This window comes from Mesorhizobium sp. M0968 (assembly GCF_040319065.1).
In the GTDB taxonomy this organism is placed as follows: domain Bacteria; phylum Pseudomonadota; class Alphaproteobacteria; order Rhizobiales; family Rhizobiaceae; genus Mesorhizobium.
Genome location: NZ_JAMYNL010000001.1, coordinates 291,574 through 313,086 on the forward strand (window position 1 = coordinate 291,574; position 21,513 = coordinate 313,086).

19 protein-coding genes and 1 riboswitch are annotated in these 21,513 nt (G+C 63.8%); of the genes, 7 read left to right on the forward strand and 12 right to left on the reverse strand.

The window, feature by feature from the left end; translation table 11 throughout:
* Window positions 1-205 precede the first annotated feature (205 nt).
* Window positions 206-787: a CarD family transcriptional regulator gene (locus NKH67_RS01540; protein WP_006327799.1), complete on the forward strand. Its 582-nt coding sequence runs from the start codon at window positions 206-208 to the stop codon at window positions 785-787.
* A gap of 81 nt (window positions 788-868) precedes the next feature.
* On the opposite strand, the gene NKH67_RS01545 is transcribed toward NKH67_RS01540, so the two are convergent.
* The 3 genes from NKH67_RS01545 to NKH67_RS01555 all read right to left on the reverse strand — a co-directional run bounded on the left by NKH67_RS01545 (window position 869) and on the right by NKH67_RS01555 (window position 3,212).
* Window positions 869-1,639, reverse strand: coding sequence for an amino acid ABC transporter ATP-binding protein (locus NKH67_RS01545; RefSeq protein WP_353030186.1), 771 nt, complete (start codon window positions 1,637-1,639; stop codon window positions 869-871).
* Window positions 1,636-2,316 carry an ABC transporter permease subunit gene (locus NKH67_RS01550; protein ID WP_352471183.1) on the reverse strand — a complete coding sequence of 227 codons (681 nt, stop codon included), beginning with the start codon at window positions 2,314-2,316 and terminating at the stop codon, window positions 1,636-1,638. The genes NKH67_RS01545 and NKH67_RS01550 overlap by 4 nt, the downstream gene beginning before the upstream one ends.
* A gap of 122 nt (window positions 2,317-2,438) precedes the next feature.
* On the reverse strand, window positions 2,439-3,212 hold the full coding sequence (locus tag NKH67_RS01555; RefSeq protein WP_352768306.1) for an amino acid ABC transporter substrate-binding protein: 774 nt from the start codon (window positions 3,210-3,212) through the stop codon (window positions 2,439-2,441).
* Between the two features lie 324 nt (window positions 3,213-3,536).
* On the opposite strand from NKH67_RS01555, the gene NKH67_RS01560 reads away from it, so the two are divergent.
* Window positions 3,537-4,394 (forward strand): RNA polymerase factor sigma-32, encoded by an 858-nt coding sequence (locus tag NKH67_RS01560; protein ID WP_254816490.1) that lies wholly within the window; start codon window positions 3,537-3,539, stop codon window positions 4,392-4,394.
* Window positions 4,395-4,407: 13 nt separating this feature from the next.
* On the opposite strand, the gene NKH67_RS01565 is transcribed toward NKH67_RS01560, so the two are convergent.
* The 4 genes from NKH67_RS01565 to thiB all read right to left on the reverse strand — a co-directional run bounded on the left by NKH67_RS01565 (window position 4,408) and on the right by thiB (window position 9,803).
* Window positions 4,408-5,877 carry a M48 family metalloprotease gene (locus tag NKH67_RS01565; RefSeq protein WP_023680559.1) on the reverse strand — a complete coding sequence of 490 codons (1,470 nt, stop codon included), beginning with the start codon at window positions 5,875-5,877 and terminating at the stop codon, window positions 4,408-4,410.
* Between the two features lie 253 nt (window positions 5,878-6,130).
* Complete coding sequence (gene thiQ / locus NKH67_RS01570; RefSeq protein WP_352471185.1) at window positions 6,131-6,922, reverse strand: thiamine ABC transporter ATP-binding protein; 792 nt, start codon at window positions 6,920-6,922, stop codon at window positions 6,131-6,133.
* Window positions 6,919-8,538, reverse strand: coding sequence for a thiamine/thiamine pyrophosphate ABC transporter permease (thiP, locus tag NKH67_RS01575; protein WP_353030188.1), 1,620 nt, complete (start codon window positions 8,536-8,538; stop codon window positions 6,919-6,921). Before thiP ends, thiQ begins: the two co-directional genes overlap by 4 nt.
* A 251-nt stretch (window positions 8,539-8,789) precedes the next feature.
* Window positions 8,790-9,803: a thiamine ABC transporter substrate binding subunit gene (thiB, locus tag NKH67_RS01580; protein WP_353030190.1), complete on the reverse strand. Its 1,014-nt coding sequence runs from the start codon at window positions 9,801-9,803 to the stop codon at window positions 8,790-8,792.
* A 43-nt stretch (window positions 9,804-9,846) separates the two neighbouring features.
* Window positions 9,847-9,961, reverse strand: a riboswitch (TPP riboswitch).
* Between the two features lie 127 nt (window positions 9,962-10,088).
* Between thiB and NKH67_RS01585 the strand changes: the two genes are divergently transcribed.
* The 4 genes from NKH67_RS01585 to NKH67_RS01600 all read left to right on the forward strand — a co-directional run bounded on the left by NKH67_RS01585 (window position 10,089) and on the right by NKH67_RS01600 (window position 13,187).
* A complete protein-coding gene (locus tag NKH67_RS01585) occupies window positions 10,089-10,733 on the forward strand; it encodes a thiamine diphosphokinase (protein ID WP_353030192.1) in 645 nt (214 codons plus the stop codon).
* A gap of 15 nt (window positions 10,734-10,748) precedes the next feature.
* Window positions 10,749-12,569 (forward strand): ABC-F family ATP-binding cassette domain-containing protein, encoded by a 1,821-nt coding sequence (locus NKH67_RS01590; protein ID WP_353030194.1) that lies wholly within the window; start codon window positions 10,749-10,751, stop codon window positions 12,567-12,569.
* A gap of 76 nt (window positions 12,570-12,645) precedes the next feature.
* Window positions 12,646-12,888, forward strand: a complete 243-nt coding sequence (locus tag NKH67_RS01595; protein ID WP_254816484.1) for a type II toxin-antitoxin system CcdA family antitoxin — start codon at window positions 12,646-12,648, stop codon at window positions 12,886-12,888.
* Window positions 12,888-13,187 (forward strand): CcdB family protein, encoded by a 300-nt coding sequence (locus NKH67_RS01600; RefSeq protein WP_352450813.1) that lies wholly within the window; start codon window positions 12,888-12,890, stop codon window positions 13,185-13,187. Before NKH67_RS01595 ends, NKH67_RS01600 begins: the two co-directional genes overlap by 1 nt.
* A gap of 31 nt (window positions 13,188-13,218) precedes the next feature.
* On the opposite strand, the gene NKH67_RS01605 is transcribed toward NKH67_RS01600, so the two are convergent.
* Together NKH67_RS01605 and NKH67_RS01610 are read right to left on the reverse strand one after the other, a co-directional pair.
* Complete coding sequence (locus tag NKH67_RS01605; protein WP_352683372.1) at window positions 13,219-14,904, reverse strand: hypothetical protein; 1,686 nt, start codon at window positions 14,902-14,904, stop codon at window positions 13,219-13,221.
* 73 nt (window positions 14,905-14,977) lie between these two features.
* Entirely contained in the window at window positions 14,978-16,276 is a 1,299-nt protein-coding gene (locus NKH67_RS01610; protein ID WP_023680654.1) for an adenylosuccinate synthase, read from the reverse strand.
* A 322-nt stretch (window positions 16,277-16,598) separates the two neighbouring features.
* Here NKH67_RS01610 and NKH67_RS01615 point away from each other — a divergent pair, with 322 nt between their 5' ends.
* On the forward strand, window positions 16,599-17,501 hold the full coding sequence (locus NKH67_RS01615) for a DMT family transporter (RefSeq protein WP_352454884.1): 903 nt from the start codon (window positions 16,599-16,601) through the stop codon (window positions 17,499-17,501).
* Between the two features lie 59 nt (window positions 17,502-17,560).
* Here the strand turns inward: NKH67_RS01615 and serA are convergent, their stop codons facing one another.
* From serA to NKH67_RS01630, 3 genes are all read right to left on the reverse strand, one after another.
* A complete protein-coding gene (serA, locus tag NKH67_RS01620; RefSeq protein WP_352683370.1) occupies window positions 17,561-19,159 on the reverse strand; it encodes a phosphoglycerate dehydrogenase in 1,599 nt (532 codons plus the stop codon).
* Between the two features lie 183 nt (window positions 19,160-19,342).
* Window positions 19,343-20,518 (reverse strand): phosphoserine transaminase, encoded by a 1,176-nt coding sequence (locus NKH67_RS01625; protein ID WP_352683368.1) that lies wholly within the window; start codon window positions 20,516-20,518, stop codon window positions 19,343-19,345.
* A gap of 182 nt (window positions 20,519-20,700) precedes the next feature.
* Window positions 20,701-21,450: an outer membrane protein gene (locus NKH67_RS01630; protein ID WP_352450819.1), complete on the reverse strand. Its 750-nt coding sequence runs from the start codon at window positions 21,448-21,450 to the stop codon at window positions 20,701-20,703.
* Between the last annotated feature and the right edge of the window lie 63 nt (window positions 21,451-21,513).

The following is a 21,513-nucleotide window of genomic DNA, read 5'->3' on the forward strand; positions in this document are numbered from 1 at the left end:
TTATGGCGCAAACGCCCCAAATCACTGAAAGGTGAATTTCTCAATCCGGACCAGAGCGATCTGGGGCAGGCGGTCGCAATGTTGCGATTTGCCGGTCCTGGCCTTTCCGGTGAGTTCATCGTTGTGTGGCTGAGGACCGGTCACCCCGGTCGCACGAGTTCGGGCCGGCACGATGCCGGTACCACAACAAGGAGTTCAGGGCGTAATGGCAACGATCACCCCGCAGAAGAAGTCCACCGCAGCGCGCCACGGTTTCAAGACCGGCGAATACATCGTTTATCCGGCGCATGGTGTCGGCCAGATCGTCTCGATTGATGAGCAGGAAGTCGCGGGCCACAAGCTGGAGCTGTTCGTCATCGACTTCCAGAAGGACAAGATGCGCCTCAAGGTGCCGGTCGCCAAGGCGACCTCGATCGGCATGCGCAAGCTGTCGGAAGAGGATTATGTCGAGCGCGCGCTGAAGGTCGTGCAGGGCCGCGCCCGCGTCAAGCGCACCATGTGGTCACGCCGTGCCCAGGAATATGACGCCAAGATCAACTCCGGCGATCTGATCTCGATCTCGGAAGTGGTGCGCGACCTTTACCGCGCCGATAACCAGCCGGAGCAGTCCTATTCCGAGCGCCAGCTCTACGAGGCGGCCCTCGACCGCATGGCCCGCGAGATCGCGGCCGTCAACCGCATGTCGGAGACCGAAGCGGTCCGCCTCATCGAGGTGAACCTCAACAAGGGTCCCAAGCGCGGCGCCAAGGCCGACAACGAGGAAGCCGAGCAGGAAGAAGCTGCCTGAGTTTTTCTCGTCTTCGAATTCACAAAAAACCCGGCCTTGCGCCGGGTTTTTTTGTCTTAGCTGACCGGCGACGAGGCATACCTAACCTTCGCCGCCCTCCCTTTCCGCCTCGTGCTTCAGCGTGGCGATGAACCGCTTGGTCCGCTGGCGCTCCGGGTTGCTGAACAGCACCGCGGCCGGGCCTTGTTCGACGATGTTGCCGGCATCGAGGAACACCACTTCCCGCGCGATCTTGGAGGCGAGCCGCAGATCATGCGTCGCCATCACCATGGTCGTGCCCTCGCTGGCGAGCTTGCCGAGCACATCGACCACCTCCTGCGCCAGTTCCGGATCGAGTGCCGAGGTCGGCTCGTCGCAGAGCAGGACCTTCGGCGAAGGCGCCAGCGCCCGGGCAATCGCCACGCGCTGCTGCTGGCCGCCCGACAGGGTCGCCGGCCAGGCATCGGCCTTGTGCGCCATGCCGACCTTTTCGAGCAGGGCCAGCGCCCGTTCGCGCGCCCTCTCCTTGGGCCATCTCAGCACCGTCACCAGCCCCTCCATGATGTTCTCGATCGCGGTGCGATGCGGAAACAGCTGGAAATTCTGGAACACCATGCCGGTCTGCAGCCGCAGCCGCTGGATATCCCTGGTCGAGACCCTGCCGCCGGGGCGGAATTCGAGTGCATCGTCGCCGATCCGTACCGTGCCTGAAGTCGGGAGCTCGAGCAGGTTGATGCAGCGCAAAAGCGTGCTCTTCCCTCCGCCCGACGGTCCGACAAGCGCCGTAACGCTGCCTTCCTCGATGGTGACGGTCACGCCCTTCAGCACAAGATTGTCGCCGAAACGCTTTTCGATGTTGGTGAGGCCGATCATGCGCGCGCCTCCAGGAAGCCGCCATAACGGTTGAGCCGCGTTTCCAGCCGCGCCTGCAAGGCCGACAGCACGGAGCTCATGATCAGATAGAGGGCCGCTGCCTCGACATAGAGGATCAGCGGCTCATAGGTGGTGGCGACGATGCGCTGCGCTGCCTGGAACATCTCCGGCACGGTGATGGCGGCGGCGAGCGAAGTGTCCTTGACCAGCGAGATGAAGGTGTTGGACAGCGGCGGCACGGCGACGCGCCCCGCCTGTGGAAGAATGGTGCGCCGCATTGCCTGGGCCCAGGTCATGCCGATCGAATAGGCCGCTTCCCACTGGCCCTTGGGCACCGAACCGATGACGGCGCGGATGATTTCCGACGAATAGGCACCGATGTTCAAGGTGAAGCCGATCAGTGCTGCCGGAAAGGCGTCGAGCAGGATGCCGACCGATGGCAGGCCGTAGAAGATAAGGAACAGTTGCACGAGAAGCGGCGTGCCGCGGAAGATCCAGACGTAGAAGCGGACCACGGCGACCAGCGGTTTGGGACCGAACAGCCGGACAAGCGCCACAACCAGGCCTAGTACAAGACCGAATGCAAACGACAGCAGCGTCAGCGGCACGGTGAAGATCAGTGCAGCCCACAGCAGCGTAGGCAGGGATTCCAGCATCAATTGCAGCCAGTGCGGCACGAAGGCTCCTCCTTGCCAGATTGCCGTCGCTCATATCACGCGAAAGCGGCGGGCCGTCAAAAGACAGCTCGCCGCGATATGAACGACGTGGGCCTGCGTTCGGCCCACACGAGAAAGCCGTTTTACTTCGAAACGTCCTGGCCGAAATAGGTGTCGGCGATTTTCTTGTAGGTGCCGTCGGCCTTGATGTCGGCCAGCGCCTTATTGATGGCGGCCACCAGTTCCGGATCGCCCTTGCGCACGATGACGCCGGAATAGTCGGCGTTTTCTTCCTGGGCGGCAATCTTCACATTGGCGTCGGGCTTGTGCTTCTTGAAGTCGAGGAAGGACAGGCTGTCGTTGATGGTGGCGTCGGCGCGGCCGGTAAGAAGCAGCTGGATCGACTGGTCGAAGCCGTCGGTGCCGACGAGCTCGGCGCCATTGGTTTCAGCCAGCTTGCCGAAATTCGAGGTCAGCGATTGCGCCGCCTTCTTGCCCTTGAGATCGGCGAAACCCTTGATGTCGGTGTTGTCGCCGCGCACGATCAGCACCGCCTTGGAGGCGATGTAGGGATCGGAGAAAGCATATTTGGCCTTGCGCGCCTCGGTGATGCCGACCTCGTTGATGACGGCATCGTAGCGGTTGGCATCGAGACCGGCGATCAGCCCGTCCCATTTGCCTTCGAGGAACTGGGCTTTGACGCCGAGGCGCTCGGCGATGGCCCGCGCGATCTCGACGTCGAAGCCGACCAGCGCGCCGGAAGCATCATGATAGGTGAAGGGCGCATAGGTTCCTTCTGTGCCGACCTTGAAGACGCCGGACTGCTTGATCTGGTCGAGATTGGCGCCGGCGTGACCGGCGGCGATGGCCAGAACCTGCAGCGTTCCGGCGATGATGAGCGATTTGAGCCATTTCATTTTTCTGTGATCCGTCCTTGGCCGGTGTCCGGCGTCATTGCGAGTGCCGGAAAATGACAGATGCGCGATGCCAGAATAAGAAACTGAATTTCAAAAATCCCGCGCCCTTGAAATCCAATTCTCAACCAGCATCTTCCGGCGCCATCCGGCTGAGTCAAGGCCGGTGGCGAATCGCCTGGAACAGCGCAATCGACATGACAGTCCGGGGGAACATTCCCCCGCATGGCACGTTCTTCGCTGTTGTAGGGCGCGGCGCCGCCATTTCAACTATCGGCGCCAACTCACGATTCGATCGCACCGCAACGCCTGAAGCAGGAGCGCGGCATGATGGAAGACAGTGCAGGACGGACCATGGTTCGCGCGGCGATGAAAGCCCCTTATCTGGAACGTGACGAAGAGCATCTCCTGGCGCTGCGCTGGAAGGAAAACAATGACCAGCACGCGCTGCACCGCATCACCGTCGCGCATATGCGGCTGGTCATTTCCATGGCGTCGCGGTTTCGCCACTACGGCCTTCCGCTGGGCGACCTGATCCAGGAAGGCCATGTCGGGCTGCTGGAGGCCGCGGCCCGTTTCGAACCCGAGCGCGAGGTGCGGTTCTCGACCTACGCGACTTGGTGGATTCGCGCCTCGATGCAGGACTATATCCTGCGCAACTGGTCGATCGTGCGCGGCGGCACCAGCTCGGCGCAAAAGGCGCTGTTCTTCAACCTGCGGCGTCTGCGCGCCCGCCTGGCAAACGGCGCCGAGCAGACGTCGAATGCCACGCTCTACCGCGAAGTGTCGGCGGCTCTCGGGGTATCGGAGGCCGATGTGGCGATGATGGATTCCCGCCTTTCGGCGCCGGACAGCTCGCTCAACACACCGCTAGCCGACGATGCGGGCGCAACCGAGCGGATGGAGTTCCTGGTTTCGGATGACCCGCTGCCCGATGAGGTCGTCGGCGATACGATCGACGTCGAACGCCGCTCGGTGTGGCTGAAGACGGCACTCGGCGCTCTCAATGCGCGCGAGCTCAGGATTATCGAGGAACGCCGGCTGAGCGACGAGGGCGCGACGCTCGAAGCGCTCGGCGAGACGCTCGGCATCTCCAAGGAACGTGTCCGGCAGATCGAGGCGCGCGCCATGGAAAAGCTCAAGGCGGCGCTGGTAAAGCAGAATCCGGAATTTCTCGCAGCCTGAATCGCGTCGCCTGCTATTTGTCGGTGACGATCTTGACCTTGTCGCCGGCCGAAACCGCGGCACCCGGCGACAGCGCGTTGAGCACCCTGAACAAATCCAGCTTGCGGTCGACGCCGACCATCTGCGCGGCCAGGGAGCCCATTGTCTGGCCGGGCTGCACCGTGACGATGCGGATACGCAGCGGCTTCAACGCCGCCTTCTCGGCAGCACTCAGGATGCGGAACGAGCCGCTGACCGAGCGCGCCACCGTGCTCAGCGAGGTGCTGGCCGACGGTGCAGCAGTCAGCAAGCGGTAGACCTGGCCGCCGGCGCGGATCACCGCAATGTCGAATTGCCAGCCATCGGCGCCGGCATGCGCGGTTGCCGCTTCGTTGCCGTTGATCGTCTCCTGGCGCACGCTGCTGTCGTCGAGGCCGGCAACCCAACCGCTGCGGATGTAGTCGGTCAGCGAGCGGTTCTTGTCGATCGAAACGCCGTCGAAGCGGATCGCCATGTCGCCCGGGCCGGTCGCCGTCACCGCCGCCGCCGAATTGTCGATGACGAAACCGTTGGGCACCGAGAACGACACACCGAGGCCAGGGTGCAGGAAGGTTTCGCCGCGCACGTAGCCTTCCTCCGGCGTGTCGCCGTAAAGCAGCCCGTCTACGCCGGCAAGAAATGAATCGCGGTCGCGCGACCCGACACCAGGCGCGCCGAACTGGCGGGCGTGGCGCTGCGCGAGATCGATACGCTGCGGCGTGTTGGGGTGCGTCGCCAGGAAGTCGAGGCTGGCGTCGGTGGCGCCGCTGATTGAGCGGAAATCGGTATAGGCCGACATCGACTGCAGGAAGCGGCCGGCGGCGTAGGGGTCGAAACCGGCTTCGCCGATCGACTTGATGCCGATGGCATCGGCCTCCAGCTCCTGATTGCGCGAGAACTGGGCCAGCCTCAGCTTGCCGCGGATCAGCGCCGCCTTGGCCGTCGGGTTGTCGCCGAGCACGTCCGAAACGACCTTGGTCGCCAACCCCTCTTCGGCTTCCAGCTGCTGGCGCTGCAGGCCGTGGTTGGCCGTAACGTGGCCCATCTCATGCGCGATGACGGCGGCAAGCTCGGCGGAATCGTTGGCCAGCGCCAGCAGCCCGCGGGTGATGTAGAGATAGCCGCCCGGCAGCGCGAAGGCATTGACGTTGGGCGAGTTGAGGATGGTGATGCGGTAGGTCTGGGTTGGGTTGGCCGACACCACGGTCAGCCTGCCGACGATCTTGGCCACCATGCGCTCGAGCTTGGGGTCGGAATACTCGCCGCCATAGGTGGCGAGGATGCGCGGGTGCTGCGCCTTCGCCAGTTGAGCGAGCTTGCCGTTGGCGGCGACATTGTCGACCGTGATCGGCTTGTCTGAGGGCTGAAAGCCTGATTCCTGCACGTCGGGAGGCGTGAACATCTGGCAGCTTGCCAGCGCCACGGCAAGACCGGCCAGCGCCAGAAAGCGCGCCAGCGGTTTCACCCTCCGATTGTCGATGCCGGTCGGCAGATCGGCTTCCTTTCAAGTCCTGGCACGTGACCGCGAAAATCGGGCGCGATTTCCGGAAAGCATCACGCACAAATCAAGTGCTACGGCGTCCTTCGTGCGTCCGACAGATACGAGGCAGCAAGGGCAAATCACGGCCTAGGCCGGACCAGCTCCTGGCGGACCTAGCCACACTACCTCGACCATGGCAAGCAAGCGCCGCTTCGCCTTCCGCCGGTTTGACCATAAATTATGTCCGCTTCCGGGCAACATCTCGTGATCCAGCCGCAAACGGACCCGAGCCGATATAGCGTCGGAATGCCTCCGGTCCAGCCCCGACGAAAAAATCGGCGGCGGTGCCCGTCGCGGCAACCGTGCCACCATCCAGGAAAACCATGTTTTGGCCGATACGGCGCGCATCGTCCGGCTGGTGCGTGACGAATAACACCGTCATGCGCTGCTCCGAATGGACGTCGGCCACCAGGTCGAGCATGTCGTCGCGCAGTGCCGGTCCGAGCGAAGCGAACGGCTCGTCGAGCAACAGCACCGGCCGGTCGCGCACCAGGACCCGGGCGAGCGCGACGCGCTGCCGCTCGCCGCCGGAGAGTTCGCGCGGCAGCCGGCTTTCCTTGCCGGCAAGGCCGACGCGCTTCAGCGCTGCGGCGATTGCGGCGCGGTCAGCCTCGCTCAGCCTGAGCGAAGGCGAGCGGCCGAGCCCGACATTCTGCTCGACCGACAGATGGGCAAACAGGTTGTTTTCCTGGAACACCATCGATACCGGCCGCGCTGATGGCGGCGCAGTGCTGACGTCGGCGCCGCCGATCAGCACGCGGCCCGACCGCGGCGTCTCGAAGCCGGCCACCAGATTGAGCAGCGTCGACTTTCCCGAACCGCTCGGCCCCATGATGGCGGTGATTTCCGACGCCGGGAAATCGACATCGAATATAAGCGGCGTTTCACCATAGCTGAACGAGACATTATCGAGCCGCACGGCCGCGCCTTTTTCCACCGAAATGGACCGTTCCGGGCTGATCGGCATCATGATTTCTCCCTCCTTCCCAGCCAGTCCGCGGCCAACACCAGCGCCAGGCAGGCAAGGCCGAGCAGCAGCGCCAGGCCGGCGGCATCCTCGGTGCGGTAACTGCCCATGCGCGCCAGCAGCAGATAGGGCAAGGTCTGCACGGAATCGCTGCCGAACAGCGCAATGACGCCGAGATCGCCGAGCGACAGCGCCATGGCGAACGCGAAGCCGGTGGCGAGCGGCCGCCGCAGCGACGGCCAGTCGACCAGCCGCAACCGGTTCCAGCCCGAGATGCCAAGCTGTGCGCAGAGCCGTTCGTGGCGTTCGCTCGCCGCGTCATAGGCAGGGCGGATGGCGCGGATGGCGAACGGCATCGCCATCACCGCATTGACCGCAACGACCATGACAGGGGCGATCGCAAAGACATCGCCGACGGTGCGCAGGAGCAAGAACCAGCCGGCACCGATGACGATGGGCGGCACCACCAGGACGAACCCCGCACCGGTGTCGGCCAGGTGTTCGAGCAGCGTCCTCCTGCCGCTCCGCCGGGTGAGCGCCAGCGCCCGGCGCGCCATCACCAGCGACAGCGACAACGCCACAGAGAGCAGCGCCGACAGGAGGGAGAGCACGGCACTGGTCGCCGTCGCTTGCCGCACCGCGCTCTCGCCGGCCAGGCGGCCGAGATCGGCGCCAAGCCCGGCTGCCAGCGTGGCCGCCATCGGCCCGGCGACAAACAGCAGTGCGAGCCCGATCGCCAGCGCGTTCAGCACGGTCTCGGCCGCACCGGCTGAAAAATACCGGCGCGGCGCCACCGGCAGATTGGCGTCGCCGGTCATATTGGCGCCAAGCCGCGTCAGTGCCAGCACGACGACGAAGGTCAGGGCAATCTGCAGCAGGGTCAGCGTCACAGCCCGCGCCGGGTCGAAGTCGAAACGCAGCGCCTGGTAGATGGCAACCTCGAGCGTCGTCGCACGCGGCCCGCCGCCGAGCGTAAGCACGATGGTGAAGGAGGTGATGCACAGCATGAAAACGAGCCCGGCAACGCCCGGCAAGGCCGCACGCAGCGGCGGCCATTCGATCAGCCGGAAGGCCGGCGCAGCACCCATGCCAAGCTGGCTCGCCAGCCGCCATTGGTTAGCCGGCACGGTCTGCAACGCCTCCAGGAACAGCCGCGTCGCCAGCGGCAGGTTGAAGAAGACATGCGCAACGAGTATGCCCGACAGGCCATAGATGCCGGGCCAGCTCTGGCCGCCTAGCGCGCCCAGCGTGCCGGCAAAATAGCCGGCGCGGCCATAGAGCGCCAAGACACCGAGTGCGGCAACAATGGCCGGCAGCGCCAGTGGCACGGCGAAAAGCTGGAGGATGAAGCCTCGCCCGAAAAAACGCGGATGCCGCGACAGGGCGCGCGCGACGAACAGCGCCGGTGCAACGGAGAGCAGGGTCGACAGCAGAGCCTGCCAGAGCGTGAAACGGACGACGCGCAAGAGATAGGAATCGAAAGCAGAGGCGGCGCCGGACAGGTCGCGTGTGGCTTCGACGACGAGCCCGGCGAATGCACCGCCGATCAGCAGCGCGATGGCGGCGAGCGCGACGATGCCGGCAGTGACGCGGGGATCGGCCGGATGACGCGTACGCATGTCGCCCTACCCGACACTACGACAGGCGTTGATCGAAGGAAATACCTGGCAAAGGCCGAGCCCACCCCTCTCTGGCCTGCCGGCCATCTCCCCCTCAAGGGGGGAGATTGCGCACTCAGCCGCCTTCGCCAATCTCACAAGTGGCAGGGCGAGGAGAGGCGACAAAGCTGCCGATCTCCCCCCTTGAGGGGGAGATGGCCGGCAGGCCAGAGGGGGGTGGCTTGGCGCAAACATCCGACGAGGCTTGAGCCCTACCTGCTCATCGCCGCAAGCCACTCATCGACCCAGGCCTTGCGGTTGGCCGCGACGTCTTCCGGGCTGAACAGCAAGGTCTTGGTCGGCTTGACCAGCTTGTCGAACGCCGGGTTGAGCGGCTTGTCGGTTTTGCCGGCCGGGAACATCCAGTTGGTTTCGGGAATGACATCCTGGAATTTCGGTCCGGTCATGAAGGCGATGAACTTTTCCGCCAGCGGGTTCTTCGCACCCTCGGTGGTGATCCCCGCGACCTCGATCTGCAGATATTCGCCCTCCTCGAAGGACGCCGCCTGGTAGCGCTCGGTGTTTTCGGCGACCATGTGGTAGGCCGGCGAGGTGGTGTAGGACAGCACCATCGGCGCCTCGCCCTTGGTGAACAGGCCGTAGGCCTCGCTCCAGCCCGGCGTTACCGTCAGCACCTTCGCCTTGAGTTTGGCCCAGGCTTCCGGCGCCTTGTCGCCATAGACCGACTTGACCCACAGCAGCAGGCCAAGGCCCGGCGTCGAGGTGCGCGGATCCTGGATGACGATCTTCTCTCCGGCATCGCCCTCGACCAATTCCCTGAGGCTCTTCGGCGGGCTCTTCAGTTTTTCGGTGTCGTAGACGACGGCGAAATAGCCATAGTCGAACGGCACGAAAATATCGTCGCTCCAGCCGCCCGGCACATTGACGCCCGAGACGGCGCCGTGCGGCGAAAACAGGCCGGTTGCCTTGGCGTCGGCGGTTAAGTTGGTATCGAGGCCAAGTACGATATCGGCCTTGGTCGCGGCGCCTTCCAGCTTCACACGGTTGAGCAGCGCCACGCCGTCGGCGACCGAGACGAATTCGACGACGCAACTGCATTCGGCCTCGAAGGCCTTCTTCACTGCCGGTCCCGGACCCCAATCGGCGGTGAAGCTTTCATAGGTATAGACCGTCAGTCTATCCTGTGCCGATGCCTGCCCCGGCAGGGCGAGCGCGGATGCCGCAAGCAGGACAATTGAGACAAGAGAGTGGAAAAAACTGCGCATCGGCGCCTCCTTCGTTCGCGTTGAAAGGAATTGAGGCGTCGGGCTGTCCGAAACGTCTAATCCCTCCGCCGGTACAAACCGGATCAGGTTCAGCGGGTTGGCAGTCTTGCCTCTCAGCCGGTCCGCGAAGATCGCGTCCGGCACCCCGTTAGAGCGTTGCGACACATAGGCCCGGCCGAAGTGCTGCGCAAGCGGAAGTTTGCCGGACATCCAAAGCCCAGCCTTCCGTTTCGTCTGCCGTTTCATCTTCCGTTTCCGGGGCAGGGCTGGTAAGGGCCACGAGATATGAGCACATTCACCATCCTGCTTGGCGGCGATCTCATCCGCACGCCGCTGCTCGACCGCCAGGTCGAAGGCTCGCGCGTCATCGCCGCCGACGCCGGCATCGGCCATGCCCGTATGCTGGGCCTGAGGCCGGAACTCTGGGTCGGCGATTTCGATTCCGTGCCTGCCGAGTTGCCGGAGGATCTGGCCGCCGTGCCACGGCAGGTGTTTCCTGCCGAAAAAGACAAGACCGACGGTGAACTCGCTATCGCCGCCGCGCTCGAACGCGGTGCGACCAGCCTTGTGCTCGCAGGCGCCTTCGGCGGCAAACGTACCGACCACATCTTCCTGCATCTGGCGCTGAGCGTCCGGCTGGCGGAAGGCGGGACGGAAGTGCTTTTGACCAGTGGCGTACAGGAAGGCATTCCCTTGCTGCCGGGAAAGACTGGCTTCGACTATGCCGACGGCACGCTGTTTTCGGTGCTCGGCTTCTCCGATCTCGCCGGCCTGAGCGTCACCGGCGCCAAATGGCCGCTCGACCATGTCGAGGTTGCGTTCGGCTCGTCGCTGACCATTTCCAACGAGGTCAATGGCCGGCTCGAAATCGCGCTGGCCAGCGGCCGCGCGCTGCTGCTCGCGCATCCCTACCCTCTTCCGGAAAGCTGAGCCCAGAAAGCTGATATGGCGCCGCCACTTCTCAATCTCGACGGGATAAAGCTGACCTTTGGCGGCACGCCGTTGCTCGACGGTGCCGCCCTAGCGGCCTCGGCTGGCGACAAGATCGCCCTGGTCGGCCGCAACGGCTCTGGTAAGTCGACGCTCCTCAAGATCGCCGCCGGGCTGATCGAACCGCAGGATGGCGAAGTCTTCCGCCAGCCCTCGGCAACCGTGCGCTACTTGCCGCAAGTGCCCGACATGGACGGTTTTGCGACCGTCCGCGCCTATGTCGAGGCGGGGCTCGGGCCCGCCGACGATCCCTACCGCGCCACCTATCTGATGGAGCATCTCGGCCTGACCGGCGAGGAACGGCCGAACGACCTTTCCGGCGGCGAGGCGCGGCGCGCCGCCCTCGCCCGCGTCATGGCGCCGGAGCCCGACATTCTCCTCCTCGATGAGCCGACCAATCATCTTGACCTTTCGGTCATCGAATGGCTGGAGGAGGAGCTTGCCCGCACCTCCTCGGCACTGGTCGTCATCTCGCATGACCGCCGTTTTCTCGAGCGCGTGTCACGCGCCACAATCTGGCTCGACCGCGGCCAGACCCGCCGTCTCGACAAGGGCTTTGGCTATTTCGAGGAATGGCGCGACACGGTGCTGGAGGAGGAAGAGCGCGAGCAGCACAAGCTCGGTCGCCAGATCGTGCGCGAGGAGCACTGGCTGCGCTATGGCGTGACAGCGCGGCGCAAGCGCAACATGCGCCGGCTCGGTGAGTTGCAGACCATGCGCCAGCGCTTTCGTGGTCATCGCGGCGCCGAGGGTGCGGCGACGATGACAGCCAGCGACGCCGCCGAATCCGGCAAGCTGGTGATCGAAGCCAAGAACATCGAGAAGACCTTTGGCGATCTGACCGTGGTCAAGGGATTCTCGACCCGAATCCAGCGCGGCGATCGCGTCGGTCTGGTCGGGCCGAACGGCGCCGGCAAGACGACGCTGTTGAAGATGCTGACCGGCGAATTGAAGCCGGACGCGGGCACGGTGCGGCTCGGCACAAATCTGGAGATCGCCACGCTCGACCAGAAGCGCGAAGCCGTCGACCCGCAGGAGACATTGGCGCAGTATCTTACCGACGGGCGCGGCGAGAACCTCGTCATCAATGGCGAGCAGCGCCACGTCGTCTCTTACATGAAAGACTTCCTGTTCAAGCCGGAACAGGCGCGCACGCCGGTGCGCGAGCTTTCGGGCGGCGAGCGGGCGCGGCTGATCCTCGCCCGCGTTTTGGCGCGGCCGGCAAACCTGCTTGTGCTCGACGAGCCGACCAACGACCTCGACATGGAGACGCTGGAGCTGCTGCAGGAATTGGTCGCCGGCTTTGCCGGCACGGTGATCCTGGTCAGCCACGATCGCGATTTCCTCGACCGCACCGTGACCAGCATCATCGCGCCGGATGGTGACGGCCGCTGGATCGAATATGCCGGCGGCTATTCCGACATGCTGGCGCAGCGCGGCGGCACCAGGCTGGACGACCGCAAGGCGCGACCAAAGGCCGAGACGGGCGACGCGACGGCGGCAAGCAGGAACGAAGCGGCCGCAACGAAGGGCCCGGCCAAGAAACTGTCGTTCAAGCAGAAATTCGCGCTGGAAATCTTACCCAAGAAGATCGAGGCGGTGTCGGCCTCGATCTCGCGGCTGGAGAACAACATCGCCGATCCGGCCTATTACGAGCGCGATCCGGCCTCGTTCCAGAAGACGATTGCCGCGCTCGACAAGGAGCGCGTCACACTGGCAGCGCTCGAGGAGGAATGGCTGGAACTGGAAATGCTGCGCGAGGAGATGGAGGGGTAATTCGCGAGTTCAAGCACCTTGTCATTGCGACTAGAGAGGAATGCGCATATGTTATGCGCATACTGTGGAGGTGATCATGCGCAAGATAGCTGTGAATGCGGTTCGCCAGCCGGCAAATCTGTCGATCGACTCAAAGCTCATGAAGGAAGCCAAGGGGCTCGATGTGAATGTCTCGCGCGCCGCTGAAGCCGGCATCGCCGAGGCCGTGGCCGCCGAAAAGACGCGGCTGTGGAAGCTTGAGAACCGCGCGACGATAGATGCGTGGAACGAATATGTCGAAAAACACGGTATTCCGCTGGCAGAACATCGGCAATTCTGATGGCGCGCTACGACGTCTTCGCGGGTAGCATCGAAGGCGGCTATCTCCTCGACGTCCAGGCCGATCTGCTAGACCATTTCAAGACCCGGGTGGTCGTCCCGCTTCTGCCGGCTGCGATGGCGCCATCACCAATGCGAAAGCTCCATCCGATTTTCGAGATCAATGGTCGGAAATTGGTCATGGCCACCCATTTGATCGCCACGGTTGCGGCGACGGAACTGGGCGAGAGCCGACTGAATCTGACGAGGCATCACGACGAGATCGTGGCCGCGCTCGATATGCTGTTCCAGGGCTTCTGAGCCAGAGAGGCGTTGGGCTGGTGAGCCGACCTCACCCCGCCGTCTTTGTCTGCCAGGCCTTTAGCGCCTCGTCAAACACCTTCTCGCCGGGAATGCCCTTTTCCATGGTGAGCAGCGCCCGCCGCCCGGTCTTGTAGACGACCGGCACGTCGATCCAGTCCTGACCTCTGAGCAAGGTCAGATTGGCGTCTTCATCCGCCTTGGTATCGTTGAGCGCAACCAGGAAGAAACCGTCGGCGATCTTGGCCGGGATGCCGATCAGCGGGCTTCCGGCATCTTGCTCGGAGCCCTTCATGGCGACACGCAGGATGTTGTCGACGCCGCCGCCCTCGAAGCCGTCAGGCGTCAGGAAGATCATCTCGATAATATGGCTGGCCGGCAGCGTCTGGTCGGTGTTGCGACGGATCGTCATGCGCAACTGGATATCCTTGCCTGGAATGGTCGCCTCGGCGCGGATCGCCGGCTCGGGCGGCAGGTCGCCGCCGGGCGATTCCTGCACCAGCGACCAGACGATGTTGCCGGGCTCGGCCGAGCCTTGAGCGGTGCTGGTGCGCTCCTCGTAGAAGATCGCCTTCTGGCCGACGGCCAACGTGGCTTGCGGCGGAACTGCCGTTGGTGCCGCTGCCGGTGCTGGCGGCGGGGCGGCCGCTGCAGGCGCTGCTGCCCCGTTGGCGGGCGGCGTTGCGGGAGTTGGTGCAGCGGACCCATCGACTGCTGGAGCATTGGCCGTGGCTTGCGTGTCGGCGGGTGCGGCCGGAGCCGGCGCGGCCGGTGCCGGGGTGGTCGGCGCTTGTGCGGCCGATGGCGGCGTGGTCAGTGCGGCGACGGATTCGCCTTCGCCGATGCCCGCCTGCCCGGCCGCGGGGCCGGGATCGACTTCGTGCCCCTCGGGCGTCAGGCGCTGCGTGAACTTCGCGCCCTCGCCGGCATCCGTCGGAGGCGCGGCGGCCGGTACGGCCGCATCGGCCACCGGCTTGGCCGGGGCTGGTTTTACCAGCGGTTCGGTGGCGACGGCTGTGGTCGAGTCGAGGCCGAGCATGCTGCCGAACGCATCCTTGTTCAGCCAGATGCCATAGCCACCACCGGCAATGACGAGCAAGGCAATGGCGGCGGCGATCACACCGCCATAGCTGCGCCTGCGCTCGGCAGGATAGAGCCGCTGGAACCTGTCCTCCGCGGGGCCGCCGTCGTTGGAAAAGTCGTCGCCCGGAAAAACGCCGTCTTGGCCGTCAGCCGTCGGAAGATCCATATCGGACGGCGGCGGACCAGCGCGCTCCTGAGAAAGAGCGACGGGCTGCGGCTTTTGCCAGTTCGGCGCCGCCTTGGCGGGCGTGGGCTGCCAGGCCGGCCCAGTCTTTGCTGGCTCCGTCTTTGCCGGCTCGGTCTTGGCCGGCTGCCATGCCGGCTCCGTCTTTGCTGGCTGTCGGATATGGCTGGACTGGTTCTTGTTGCGGTCGATGGAGGAGAAGATGTCCTCCAGTTCCGCCAGCGGGTCGGGTGGCGGCGCAGGCTTGGCATAGTCCCGCTCGACTTTGGCGATGGCGTCTTCCAGTGCACGCATCTGCCGGTCGACATCGGAAGGCGTCATGGTGGCCTTCTCTGCGAGTTGTTTCGCGATTGACGAACGGGCCCTGTCATAGACCCTGGCGCGCACTTCCGCCGACGGCTCACCGAGTTTATCGAGCGCCTTTTTCAGAATAGGAACAAAATCTACCATACGTCAGTCGACCTGCATTTGTTTCTGGGCCGGCCCCCGCAAATCAGCCGCAATGCCCGGAAAGGCTGAGAAACTAGTCTTGAAACGGATCGGTCACAAGTATCGTGTCGTCCCGTTCAGGGCTGGTGGAAAGGAGTGCGACCGGCGCGCCGATCAGCTCCTCGATGTAGCGGACGTACTTCACCGCCTGGGCCGGCAGGTCGTTCCAGCTGCGTGCGCCGGCAGTGGTGCCTTTCCACCCCTCCAGCGTCTCGTAGACCGGTTCGACGCGGGCCTGCGCACCCTGGCTGGCCGGCAGGTAATCGATCGCCTCGCCGTCGAGTCGGTAGCCGGTACAGACCTTGATCTCGTCCAGCCCATCGAGCACATCGAGCTTGGTCAGCGCAATGCCCTTGATGCCGTTGACGGCGACGGCCTGGCGGACCAGCACGGCATCGAACCAGCCGCAGCGGCGCTTACGGCCGGTGACGACGCCGAATTCATGGCCGCGCGTGCCCAGGAACTCGCCGATCTCGTTCTTCTGTTCGGTTGGAAACGGGCCTTCGCCGACGCGCGTCGTATAGGCCTTGGTGATGCCGAGCACATAGCCGATGGCGCCCGGGCCGACACCGGAGCCTGCGGCGGCCTGACCGGCAACCGTATTGGACGAGGTGACGAACGGATAGGTGCCGTGATCGATGTCGAGCAACGTGCCTTGCGCGCCCTCGAACAGGATGCGCTCGCCGGCGCGGCGCTTGTCGTCGAGGATTTTCCAGACGCGGTCCATATAGGGCAGGATCTCGTCGGCCACCGAGATCAGCTCGCTCATGATCGCCTCATGCGTGACCTCGGCATGGCCGAGCCCGCGCCGCAGCGCATTGTGGTGCGTCAGCAGCCTGTCGACCTTCAAGGGCAGCGTTTCCAAATCCGCCAAATCCATCACCCTGACCGCGCGCCGGCCCACCTTGTCTTCATAGGCGGGACCGATGCCGCGACGGGTCGTGCCGATCTTCGTTCCGGAATTGGAAGCGGCGTCCTCGCGAAATCCGTCCAGCTCCCGGTGCAAGGACAGGATAAGCGCGGTGTTTTCGGCTATTTTCAGGCGGTCTGGCGTCACCTCGACGCCCTGCGCCTTCAATTTCGCAACCTCCGCGACGAAAGCGTGCGGATCGAAGACGACGCCATTGCCGATGATGGACAGCTTGCCTTGCCGCACCACGCCGGACGGCAGCAGCGACAGCTTGTAGACCTTGCCGTCGACGACCAGCGTATGGCCGGCATTGTGGCCGCCCTGGAAGCGCACGACAACATCGGCGCGCTCCGACAGCCAGTCTACGATCTTGCCTTTGCCCTCATCGCCCCATTGCGAGCCGACGACCACCACATTGGCCATATTTCTTTTCCCTTGAGACGCCGCACGAGCAGCTTGAAACAGTTCGAAACGACAGGCCTCTATCGCATCGGCCCCCAAAATCGGAATCGATTTTCGGAAAAGCACGACGCGAGGATTAAAGCCTTCCGACGCGTACTTTGTAGCGTCCAATTGCACGCACGTCGTTCTATAGCGTCAAGACCCGGCGAGCGCGACCACTCTTTGCCGCCCAAAACGCTCCGAGGCACAACAATTTTCGCCTTTGACATCATTTACTTGGGCTGGCGGTCGCAATACGCCCACACCGACCGTCAAATTCCCTCTGCCTGGCCGGGAGCTCACGATGCATCGAGCCGCCTATCTGTTCCTGCTGTTCACCACCTTGCTGTGGGGCGGCAACTCTGTGGCGGGAAAGCTGGCGGTCGGTCATATCTCGCCGATGACGCTGGTCTTCCTGCGTTGGCTGCTGGCGGTTCTGATTCTGCTGCCGATCGGCTGGGGAACGCTACGCCAAGACTGGCCGGTGGTGCGCAGGCACTGGTTGCTGCTTGGCGGGCTCGGCGCTTGCGGCTTCGCCTTTTTCAATGCGATCTTCTACACGGCGCTCAACTACACCACGGCGATCAACGTCTCGATCGAGCAGGCGGCGATACCGATCGTGATCATCATCGCCAATTTCGTGCTGTTTCGCCTGCGGGTGAACCGGGTGCAGATCGCTGGCGTCGTGCTGACCATCATTGGCGTCGCGGTGACGGCGAGCCATGGCGACCTGCGCCAGCTTCTCAAGCTGGATCTCAACTTTGGCGACGCGATCATGCTGGTCGCCGTGCTTTGCTACTCCTTCTATTCGGTGGGGTTGCGGCTGAAGCCGGTCATCCGCTGGCAGAGCCTGATGCTGGCGCTGTCGGTTGCCGCACTCGTCACATCGCTGCCTTTCTTCCTGTGGGAGATTGCCGCCGGCAAGGTCATCGTCCCCGATGCCCGCGGCTGGGCGGTCGCGTTCTATACCGCCATCGGTGCTTCGGTCATCTCGCAGATCTTCTATATCAGGGGCAACGAGCTGATCGGCGCCAACCGGGCCGGCCTGTTCATCAATCTGGTGCCGATCTTCGGTACGCTGCTATCGGTGCTGATTGTCGGTGAGACATTCCAGCTCTATCAGGCGCTGGCTCTCGCGCTGGTGCTCGGTGGCATCAGCCTCGCCGAATACAGCGGACGGAAGATGGCGGCATCCGCTGCTGAATGAAGTCGCTTGCCGCGACGTTCCGCCGCCCCGCGTGCTGCTGCACACGGGGCGGCCGAATTTCAGGCTATCCCCACATCGAAATGCAGCCGCTTGGCGGAGTCGATCGATTTGTGCGAGCGCACCTGCGCCAACACGTTTTCCGGGAACGGCGCATCGAGATAGAGCAATGCGATGGCATCGCCGCCCGGCCGGTTGCGGCCGAGCTGGAAGTTGGCGATGTTGACGCCGTTCTCGCCGCACACCGTGCCGAGCAGGCCGATGATGCCGGGCGCGTCGGCATTGGTCGTGTAGAGCATGTGCTGGCCGACCTCGGCGTCGAGATTGATGCCCTTGATCTGGATGAAGCGCGGCTTGCCGTCCGAAAAACAGGTGCCGGCGATCGAGCGCGTCCTGTGCTCGGTCTTGACCGTCAGCTTGATATAGCCGTCGAACACGCCCGACTTGTCACGCTTGACCTCGGCGACGATAATGCCGCGCTCCTTCACCATGATCGGCGCCGACACCATGTTGACGTCGGAGACCTGCGGCCGGATCAGCCCGGCAAGGGTGGCACTGATCAGCGCGCGCGTGTTCATCGTCGCGGTCGAGCCGTCGAACAGTATCTCGACCTCCTTGATCGGATCCTCGGTGACCTGTCCGACAAAGGCGCCGAGCACTTCGGCAAGCTTGACGAAAGGTTTCAGCCGCGGCGCCTCTTCGGCGGTGATCGACGGCATGTTGATGGCGTTGGAAACGGCGCCCTTGATCAAATAGTCGGACATCTGCTCGGCGACCTGCAGCGCGACATTCTCCTGCGCCTCCATCGTCGACGCGCCGAGATGCGGCGTCGCCACGACATTGTCCATGCCGAACAGTGCGTTGTTCTCCGCCGGTTCGACCTCGAACACGTCGATGCCGGCGCCGGCCACCTTGCCGCTCTTCAGCGCCGCGATCAGGTCGGCCTCGACGATCAGCCCGCCACGGGCGCAGTTGATGATACGCACGCCGGTCTTCATCTTGGCGATCGCCGCGGCGTCGATGATGTTGCGCGTCTTGTCGGTAAGCGGCGTATGCAGCGTGATGAAGTCGGCGCGGGCGAACAGCTCGTCGAGCTCGACCTTTTCGACGCCGAGCTCCTCGGCGCGGCTGTCCGACAGGAATGGATCGAAGGCGATGACATGCATCTTCAGGCCGACGCCGCGCGTAGCGACGATCGAACCGATATTGCCGCAGCCGATGATGCCCAGCGTCTTGCCGGTGATCTCGACACCCATGAAGCGGTTCTTTTCCCATTTGCCGGCATGCGTCGAGGCGTTGGCCTCCGGTATCTGGCGGGCCAGCGCGAAGATCATGGCGACGGCATGCTCGGCGGTGGTGATCGAATTGCCGAAGGGCGTGTTCATCACGATGATGCCCTTGCGGCTCGCCGCCGGTATGTCGACATTGTCGACGCCGATGCCGGCGCGGCCCACGACCTTCAGCCTGGTCGCAGCATTGATCAGCTTCTCCGTGACCTTTGTCGCCGAGCGGATGGCCAGCCCATCATATTGGCCGATCACTTCGAGCAGTTTTTCCTTGTCCTTGCCGAGATCCGGCAAATAGTCGACCTCGATGCCGCGATCCCTGAAGATCTGCACGGCGGTGGTGGAAAGTTTGTCTGAGACGAGAACGCGGGGCATTGGCTTGGTCCTTTGCGATTGGCGTCCCTCCCCCTTGAGGGGAGGGTCGGCGCGAAGCGCCGGGGTGGGGTCGTTGCGGCCGGATGCGGCCAAATCTTTTTCTTTCTGGATGGCGGATCGTTGAACGGGTGGAGGCGACCCCACCCGGCCCTTCGGGCCACCCTCCCCTCGAGGGGGAGGGAGTCAGGCCGCCGCTTTGAGCGACGCCTTTTGCGCGGCAAAGGCCCAGTCGAGCCAGGGCAGCAACGCTTCGAGATCGGAGGTCTCGACTGTCGCGCCGCACCAGATGCGCAGGCCGGGCGGTGCATCGCGGTAGGCACCAATGTCGTAGGCGACGCCTTCCTTGTCGAGCGCCGAGACAATTGCCTTGGCGAACGCAGCCTGTCCATCGGCGTCGAGTGCAGCGACTTGCCGGTCGGTGAAGGAAAGGCAGACCGACGTGTTCGAACGCGTCGCCGGGTCTACGGCAAGATGGCCGAGCCAGGAAGATTTCCGGACAAAGCGATCGAGAACGGCGGCATTGGCATCCGCTCTGGTGACCAGCGCGTCGAGGCCGCCGATCGACTTCGCCCAACGCAGCGCGTCGAGATAGTCCTCGACGCACAGCATCGACGGCGTGTTGATAGTCTCGCCCTTGAAGATGCCTTCGATCAGCTTGCCGCCCGAGGTGAGGCGGAAGATTTTCGGCAACGGCCAGGCCGGCTTGTAGCTTTCCAGGCGTTCGACGGCGCGCGGGCTGAGGATCAGCATGCCGTGCGCGCCCTCACCGCCCAGCACCTTCTGCCAGGAGAAGGTGACGACGTCGAGCTTCCTGAAATCGAGCTGTTGCGCAAAGGCCGCCGAAGTCGCGTCGCAGATGGTCAGGCCCTTGCGGGTGGCCGGGATGAAATCGCCGTTCGGCACGCGCACACCCGACGTCGTGCCGTTCCAGGTGAAGACCACGTCGCGGTCGAAGTCGATTTCGGTCAGGTCGGGCAGTGCGCCGTAGTCCGCCTCTAACCTGCGCACATCGGCGAGCCTCAGCTGCTTGACCACATCGGTGACCCAGCCGGAGCCGAAGCTCTCCCAGGCCACCATGTCGACGCCGCGCTCGCCGAGCAGCGACCACAGCGCCATTTCGACCGCGCCGGTATCCGAGGCCGGCACGATGCCGATGCGGTAATCCGCCGGAACCTGGAGGATTTCCCGGGTCAGCTCGATCGCTTGTTCGAGCTTGGTCTTGCCGATCTTGGCACGGTGCGAGCGCCCGAGCGCGGCATTTTTGAGCGCCTCGACCGACCAGCCGGGGCGTTTTGCACAGGGACCTGAGGAAAAATTGGGATTTGCCGGACGGAATCCGGGCTTCGTATGCGTCGTCATCGTGGTCTATCCTTCCAGATAGTGGCCCCTCGTTGGGGAGGGGTGGCCCACGGACGGCGATATGCGTTCAGGCTTTCGGCGTCAAGGGGAAAGTTTTTGTCGCTGCCGGGATATTGCCGGCGACGAAACGCAAACGGCGGGCCTGCGACCCGCCATTGTCAACGCCTCGGCTTCGATCGAGCCTACCAGAGATCGTAGCGTAGTCCGACTTTGACTTGATGATTGTTGATTCCTTTGCGGATCGGAAAGGAAGTCAGGCTCTCGGCAGTCACATATTCGGCGTCTGGCGCGGAAAAATACTGATAGCCCAGATCGACTGAGACGTTCTTGGACACTTGGTAGGCAAGGCCGGCATTCAGCGTGTAGGCGAAGGAGTATTGGGTCTTGTTGTCACGCAGGACGAAATCGTCGGTGGGGTCGGCGTTGTCGGTGAAGTAGCTCGCCGAGAGGCGACGCTTGCTCTGCAGGATACCGACACCAGCGCCGAGATAAGGTGTGATTCCGACATAGGTCCCAAGATCGACATAGCCATTGAGTATGCCTGAGAAGGCATAGTTCTTCAGGGTCGCCGATGCCACGGTCGTTCCGTCGTTATAGCCGACGTCGATCTTGTTGCCGGGAAGATAGCCCACATTGAGATCGGCGCGCAGATAGTCGTTGAAATGGTAGCCGAAGCCGATGCTGGCGAAGATGGGATCTTCCTTTTCGTCGAAGCTCGCGGGTGTAAAGGCGAAATGCTCATCCTTGAAGCTTTTCTGCACCAGATAGGAGACATCGCCGCGCAGATACCATCCCGAGCCAACCTCGACCGGTACATAGTCGGGCGCCTGGTCGACATAGACCGGCGGTTCGTAATCGGCGCCAAGCGCCGGCGTCAGCGGCACCAGGACGACTGCTGCAAGCGCCAGTGCTACAGGCGATTTGAATGTCATGGTCCTCGGCTCCCGAACTTGGCGCATTCGCGATCGCGCGCCGTTTCAGACAGCATTGTTAAC